The organism is Candidatus Paralachnospira sp. LCP21S3_A2 (genome assembly GCF_052118925.1).
GTDB lineage: Bacteria > Bacillota > Clostridia > Lachnospirales > Lachnospiraceae > Lientehia.
This window is the reverse complement of sequence record NZ_JBQKGG010000013.1, coordinates 62,088-69,511: the sequence shown is the minus strand read 5'-3', so window position 1 is coordinate 69,511 and position 7,424 is coordinate 62,088. Positions and strand designations below refer to the sequence as shown.

The 7,424-nt window shown below is 43.8% G+C and carries 5 protein-coding genes and 3 pseudogenes; 3 read left to right on the top strand and 5 right to left on the bottom strand.

Going from position 1 to position 7,424, the window contains the following annotated elements; genetic code table 11:
- From ACTQ3K_RS09815 to ACTQ3K_RS09795, 5 genes and pseudogenes are all read right to left on the bottom strand, one after another.
- Positions 1 to 243, bottom strand: a pseudogene (locus ACTQ3K_RS09815) (hypothetical protein); the annotation flags it as partial.
- 37 nt (positions 244 to 280) lie between these two features.
- Complete coding sequence (locus ACTQ3K_RS09810; protein WP_005342838.1) at positions 281 to 595, bottom strand: DUF3784 domain-containing protein; 315 nt, start codon at positions 593 to 595, stop codon at positions 281 to 283.
- A gap of 54 nt (positions 596 to 649) precedes the next feature.
- Positions 650 to 1,045 (bottom strand): DUF6483 family protein, encoded by a 396-nt coding sequence (locus tag ACTQ3K_RS09805; RefSeq protein ID WP_441567402.1) that lies wholly within the window; start codon positions 1,043 to 1,045, stop codon positions 650 to 652.
- A gap of 334 nt (positions 1,046 to 1,379) precedes the next feature.
- Entirely contained in the window at positions 1,380 to 2,927 is a 1,548-nt protein-coding gene (locus ACTQ3K_RS09800) for an ASKHA domain-containing protein (RefSeq protein ID WP_441567404.1), read from the bottom strand.
- Positions 2,928 to 2,971: 44 nt separating this feature from the next.
- The gene (locus ACTQ3K_RS09795; protein WP_180954768.1) at positions 2,972 to 3,145 is read right to left on the bottom strand and encodes a hypothetical protein; all 174 of its coding nucleotides are present in this window, start codon (positions 3,143 to 3,145) and stop codon (positions 2,972 to 2,974) included.
- A gap of 356 nt (positions 3,146 to 3,501) precedes the next feature.
- Here ACTQ3K_RS09795 and ACTQ3K_RS09790 point away from each other — a divergent pair.
- The 3 genes and pseudogenes from ACTQ3K_RS09790 (at position 3,502) to ACTQ3K_RS09780 (ending at position 7,423) form a co-directional block, all read left to right on the top strand.
- A pseudogene (locus ACTQ3K_RS09790) lies at positions 3,502 to 5,005 on the top strand (IS1182 family transposase).
- 281 nt (positions 5,006 to 5,286) lie between these two features.
- Positions 5,287 to 5,799 (top strand): annotated as a pseudogene (locus ACTQ3K_RS09785) (TetR/AcrR family transcriptional regulator).
- Between the two features lie 256 nt (positions 5,800 to 6,055).
- Positions 6,056 to 7,423 carry an MATE family efflux transporter gene (locus ACTQ3K_RS09780; protein WP_441567406.1) on the top strand — a complete coding sequence of 456 codons (1,368 nt, stop codon included), beginning with the start codon at positions 6,056 to 6,058 and terminating at the stop codon, positions 7,421 to 7,423.
- The last annotated feature ends 1 nt before the right edge of the window (position 7,424 follow it).

Below are 7,424 nucleotides of genomic sequence, written 5' to 3'. Positions count from 1 at the left end.
TACAATCAGATATAGTGCAAATGCTTCGTCAGACCACCACCCGAACCAAGTTCCCGGAATATTGATTATCATGAATCCGAAACAACCCAATCTCCCTACTTGTTCTGTGACCTCAACATATTTATTGTTCCACTTATTATCAAATCCATCTTTACACTTAATCGCAAATACAACATTGGGTATCATAATGCCTGCAATAAAAATCAGCCCAAAAACATTAAACCATTCCATATTATCTACCATCACAAACTCTGATTTTCTCAATTCTCCAAACCGGAATTTAACGTTCTCTTTTATGTCTATCAATAAGCAACAAAACAAACATAATAAGCCATATCCCCCATGCGATCCAACAGCCTATTCCTTGATATTGGATATCTATGATTATTCCAATAATAAAAGGAACTGACATAAACATCATTCTTTTTCCATATGCCTTACACATAGCATTCTCATCGTATTTCTTTCGTTCATCCGCTGATTTCATATTATAACCCGACAAGAATTTAGTAGCTTTTCCTTCTGATTTATAAAACCACATTCCAAACAAAAACATAATCACTGCCATCATAAAGTCAAAAACAATATAGAACATATAATACAATTTCTCCTTTCAGCCAATCACTCTTATCTCTTTGAATTTTCTACATTACTCTTCAGCTTTGACCAAACATAGCAAATCAGTATATCCTGACTGCATAAGTAATTGCTTAAAACCAGACATCACTTCTTCTTTTGTATAATTATTATTTTTCAAAAACTCACTATCCTTCTCACTAAGGTATTGGTAGAAAAGAGCTGCTGCCATTACCTCATTTCTGTCTGTATAATCAATGCTATCTAAAAGTATATTCTCTGCTTCGTTAATTTCCCCAGAATCAATCATATCAAGAAAATCTTTCAAATTTTTCCCTGATACTTCATATTTATTTTCTTTTTCAAGTTCAACAGAAACATACTTTTTCCCAAACATTAAAGCAAATAATACTCTTACCATTTCTTTTATCATTCGCATAATATAGTCTTTTTCGTCTGTGAAATACATTTTTCACCTCCATAACTTCCGATTTTAATGTCTCTATTATACCATAATGATACTATTATAAAAAAGGAAAAAGAGCTCCTTCGAGCTCTTCAGACTGTAGACAAAGTCTATTTTGGCAAAGATTCCAAGAAGCAGTTCTCCTGGCCTTTTCTGAACGCAAAGATTTTTTGGATTTCTTTCTGTCAGAAAAGTCAGCTCGGTATGATTCTGGACACAGGCTGCGGTCTGGTTTCCTGATTCAGGTGCTTTGCAGCGCATCTATCTGTCAATCCGCGCCTGACACCGGTCACTTCCATGAGCCTGCATGACTGATTCTGAGTATACATCGCTATAATCAGGAAGAGAGATTCCGACAGGATGCTTCCACCGTCGGGTAGCGCTTTATGTCCGTATGCGGGATGAATTTTGCTGCCTGCATGCGAATCAGAAAATCCGGAATGGATGCAAATTGTACGCAGTAAAGATTTTCTGTAAAATATTGAATATCGTCCATTCTGGTGCGGTCAAGCAGCAGAATACGGGCACCGTCCAGAGAGGCGTTGGAGATACAGGTGTATTTCTCACGGGGCTGATCCGGAAAGATGCCGATCGTGATGGCGGATTCCAGATTAGAATGAGCACTAAAAGCACCAGACAGATAAAAATGGGAAATATCTGTCTCCAGACATCCTGCTGACTCAAGCAGACAGTCCATCATGGTGTAGGCAGCGGCTTTGGTATCCAAATATTGTTTAATATCCGTCTGTGAGAAATACAGTGGTTCTCCGCTCCCGGACTCTTCGGCAGTGGCATAGACGGCGGCATACTCCTGTTCCTCCTCCAGATATATGATCCGCGGAGTGACATCTGGATTCAATGTGCCCGCAATATTGATCCATCCATGAAGTCTCATTTGGGCCAGTAGATCGATAATGCCGGAACCGCAGATGCCCACCGGGCGGCTTCCGTCGATCGTGGTAAAGGTCAGGTCTTTGCCGTGGATCGTCACTGTATCTATGGCACCCTTCCCGGCCTGCATACCGAAACGGCTGATATAGCCTTCCAGAGCCGGACCTGCGGCACCAGCGCCGGCTAACATCCATTCGCGGTTGCCGATAACGAGTTCTCCGTTGGTACCGATGTCGAAGAACAGGAGGGTGTCTTCACTTTGGCGGATATCCAGATTCAGAAGTCCGCTTACAATATCTCCCCCCACATAATTGGAGGCAGAGGGGATGATGTAGAGCATTCCGGAAAAATCAAGTCCCAGTTCGCTTCCCCATAACCATCCGGGCTCTGTAGTGACCGGCGCGAAGGGAGAGGAAAATACGGTCCATGCATTCAGCTTTAGCAGAAAATGAATCATGGTCGTGTTGCCGGAGACGATCATGATCGGACAGCTGCGGACTTTGATGTCGGTCTGCGAAGCCAGCTGTCCGATCAGAGACTGAAAGGTTTCAACCGTGACTTTCTGAAGGTCATCCGCATGTCCGGAATCCTCCATGGTATACGTGATGCGAGTGAGAATATCGGTTCCGTAGGTGCGCTGCCCGTTGGTGCCGCGTACCTGTGCAACGACAGCCCCGGTATTTAAGTCGACCAGCTGCATGACAATAGTGGTGGAACCGTAGTCCACAGCAATTCCATAGTGCATCTGCCGTGTGTCTCCGGCCTCCACATCGGTCACGATCCAGTCCTTTTCCCTGTATACCAGCGTTACTGTGATGTGATAATCACATTCTCTGCACAGGGGGTAAAGCTTTTGCAATATGTGAAGAGGGATTTTGGCATTCTTATATCCAACGTCGGACAACGTCTGACAGATCCTGTGCTGGTCACTTTTCGTATCTTCTTCCGTGGGAGGAGTGATCTCAAGATATACTTTTTCACTGAAACATTTCATTTTCATGCCTCCTATGTTAATCGATGCGCCGTTTTGGCAGGTTATCAGAAATACCACCGGCCATTATCGATAGCTGGTCTCTTAATCAATAATTTGCATTTGAAATGGATATCATTCTCTTTTACAGGAACAATCGTTCCTTCTTTACATTCTGGGCATTGAACAATTTTTCCATTTTTCAAGTCTTTGAGCATGCCACCAATGGTTTCCTTTTTCATCGTACTTCTTCCATGATTGTTGGGGATTTTGTTCTATCACGGAATTATTATATTCCTTAAATCATCACTGGTCAATGTCCTCCCTTTTATGCGGAATAATAAAGATCGTCGCTTTTTAAGGAGAAAATGAGAAGTAGGAAGCGGATTTGTGAGAAAACCCAATCATATGGAGCAGGGGATACGTGGTTGGTTAAATGCACCAATACTACGTCGGAAATGATCTAAGGAAAAAGAAAAACATCGCTGCCATGACAGCGATGTCAGACTGTAGACAAAGTCCCGGCGAAAGCCGGGCTTTTCTATGTTTACGACCGTTTTTCTGGTATAATACAAATATCAGAAGGGCGGTGTTTTTTATGATGGCAAAAAATTCAGATAAAAAAGGGAACAGATGATAATGCTCTGTATGGATGATATGGTTCCCCAAAACCATATGCTGCGTTTAATTGATAAAGCCATTGACTGGACTTTTATATATGAGCTTGTAGAAGAAAAATACTGCCTTGATAACGGAAGGCCCAGTATGGACCCTGTCATGCTGATTAAGATTCCCTTCATTCAATATCTTTATGGAATCAAAAGTATGAGGCAGACCATCAAAGAGATAGAAGTAAACGTTGCCTACAGATGGTTCCTCGGATTAGACATGCTGGACCCTGTCCCTCATTTTTCAACCTTTGGGAAAAACTACACCCGCCGTTTTAAGGACACAGATCTTTTTGAGCAGATCTTTGCGAAAATATTAGAAGACTGCATGAAATTTAAACTGGTGGACACCGATCAGATCTTTGTGGATTCTACTCATGTGAAAGCATGTGCAAACAGCAAAAAAATGCGAAAAAGAGTTGCACATGAACAGGCCCTTTGGTATGAAGAAAAATTACAGAAGGAAATATCCAGGGATCGTGAAGCGCACGGGAAAAAACCTTTAAAGGAAAAAGACAGAAATGATCCCCCATCCGGCGGCGGGAGCGATAATAATACAAAGGAAGAAGAAATTACAGAAGGGATTAAAACGCAGAAATGCAGTACCAGTGATCCGGAAAGCGGCTGGTTCCGTAAAGGCGAGCATAAACATGTTTTCGCCTATGCAGTGGAAACAGCTTGTGATAAACACGGCTGGATCCTGGGATACAGCATTCATCCGGGGAATGAACATGACAGCCGGACATTCAAAACACTTTATGACAAGATAAAGATCTATTCACCGGCTATGATCATTGCAGATGCCGGTTACCGTACACCAGCAATCGCCCATGAATTGTTAGAAGATGGTATCGAGCCTCTGTTCCCATACAAGAGGCCAATGACAAAGGAAGGGTTTTTCCGAAAATATGAGTATGCATATGATGAGTACTATGACTGCTACATATGTCCGGAAAACCATATATTATCCTATCAAACGACAAACAGAGAGGGGTATAGGGAATACGTAAGCTGCGGAGAAATATGTGCCAGTTGCCCCAATCTTCATAGATGTACGGAAAGTAAAGAACACATAAAAGTGGTTACCCGCCATGTGTGGGAAGAATATATGGAGAAAGCGGAGGATATCAGGCATACACTTGGCACTAAACAGATATATGACCTAAGAAAGGAAACAATCGAGAGGATTTTCGGAACAGCCAAGGAACAACATGGATTTCGTTATACACAATACATAGGGAGAGCCCGGATGGAAATGAAAGCGGGGCTTACTTTTGCATGTATGAACCTGAAAAAACTGGCCAGGATACTGGACAAAAGGGAAGAAAGAATATCGACTATCCATAATATTGAGCGGTTATTAAAGGAAAAGACATTTTTTAAAAAAAGTGGTGCTGGAGATTATCTCCAGCACCAACTTTGTCTACAGTCTGAAGAGCTCCTTCGAGCTCTTTTGGGTCAGTTCTGCAAACTGCAATTTGATGAGTTTTTCCTGTTGCCTATTTATGCAGTGATCGGGATTGCGTACTCAACACACAGCATGGAAAATACATAAATTTGAATAGCCGAGGAGGTGTTTTCTTTTACATCAACTCAATTTTTAATTGAATTGAAAAATCTCGGAGGTTAGCAAGATGGATCCTGGATCCGTCCAACGAGTTTTTTGAAACAGATTCTACAGAAAAAGATCAGGAAACCGCTTAAGAAACTTCAGGATACAGCATCTGAGCAGGGAACTGATTAAAGAAAATGGCTGGACGGCTGTAAGTATAAGAGCGGTGGCTTCCCGATGCTTTGTTTCGGCAGGTACGATTTATAATTACTATGAATCGAAGGCGGCCCTGCTTGGTGATACAATCGAAAGCGTCTGGCATGAGATTTTTTTTCAGCCTCAGGATGAACAGGTATTTCAGGATGTAACAGCCTGTATTTCATGAATTTATGAACGGCTGGAATATGGAAACAGGCAATTTCCGGGTTTTTTCTCGCTGCATTCTCTGGGATTTATGAAGGAGGAAAAAACGGATGGAAAAAAGAGAATGATACGGACATGGGGGCATATCCTTAACGGATTATGCGAGGTTCTGAAGAATGATCTTAAGATTCGTCCGGGTGTACTGTGGGCAGATGTTATCCCCATGATTGGCATGCTGATGATCCCTAAAACATGTGCATATGTCTGGACGGTACTGATCGGCTATAAGGCAATGAAAAAAGAAACCGTTTAAAATAAAAATATAAAAGGCATTTAAGGGCAGCATCCGGTTAAAAACGCATAGACAAGCCGTCCCATATGAGGTATATTATTGTAATGATGCCTCAGGTGGGAGGCTTGATGGAAAGGAACCGGAGTGACCATTGGCTGGAGCTTTTTAAGTGGAAGGCAGCGTGTCCGGATCACGCCGGAGATGCCAGAAAACAGGGCCGAAAGTAATGCAGGATCGATTGCTTTCGGCTTTTTAAGTTCAAAGGATTGAAAAACATATGAATGCAGGGAAAATGGCAGATATGCCAGTGAAAAAGCTACTCTTAAATATGGGAATTCCCATGATGATCTCCATGCTGGGGCAGGCGCTTTATAACGTGGTGGACACGTATTTTGTGTCCTATATTCCGGATACCGCCCAGGTGTCAAACATGGGGGACAAGGCGATTAATGCACTGACGCTGGCGTTTCCGGTCCAGCTGATCATCGTGGCGCTGGGCGTTGGAACCGGCGTGGGGATCAATGCCATGGTGGCGCGGAATCTGGGAAGGAACGATAAGGAGCGGGCGGCAAAAACTGCCGGAAATGCGTTATTCATGGCGGTCTGCTATTTTGCTGTTATGGCCCTGTTCGGAATCTTTGCAGCAAAGAATTTTATCGGAAGCCAGACAAAGGATCCGGTGATCGCGCAGATGGGAACGGACTATTTAAGGATCGTAACCGTCTTTTCATTCGGCGCACTGGGATACATGACCATGGAAAAAATCGTCATGGCCACCGGAAAAACCATGATCACCATGATCTGTCAGCTTACCGGAGCCGTTACCAACATTATTCTGGATCCCATTCTGATCCGAGGGATGTTTGGAATGCCGGCTATGGGGGGTTCCGGTGCGGCCTGGGCGACGGTTCTGGGCCAGATCCTCTCGCTGGTGATCATTTCGGTCTTCTATTTTAAGCGGGGCGTCGGAATCGACAGGGGAATCAGATATCTGAAACCGGAAAAGTCCGTTTTAAAGGACATTTATACGGTGGGCTTTCCGGCGATCATCATGCAGATCCTGACCCCGGTTATGACATATGTTATGAATCTGATTCTGGGAACCATTTCTGTTTCGGCAGTGACAGCGTACGGGGTTTATTATAAACTCCAGAGCTTTATCTTTATGCCGGGCTTCGGCCTGAATAATGCACTGATTCCCATTGTTTCGTTTAATTACGGTGCAGGGAAAAAGGAACGGATCCGGGAGGCGATCCGCTGGGGACTGGTGTATGTTTCGATTATTATGGGCGCCGGGATTATCCTGTTTCAGCTTGGTGCCGGAGCCATGGTTGGAATCTTTTCCATTGCGGAGGAATCAACAAGGCTTTGTATCACGGCGCTTCGGATCATTTCCTGCGGCTTTTTCTTTGCCGGGGGGAATATTATACTTCAGGGCGTCTGCCAGGCGCTGGGCAAGGGAAGCTATTCCCTGCTGATTTCACTTTTGCGCTTCATTATTCTGACCCTTCCGCTGGCCTGGCTGTTTTCGGCGCTTCCTTCGTCCGGAACCTTTGTCTGGCTGGCACTGCCCATTGCGGAGGCCGGAGCATGCCTTACGGCAGTGGGACTGATGAAGCATGTGCTGAAAAAGAGGAATATCTGAG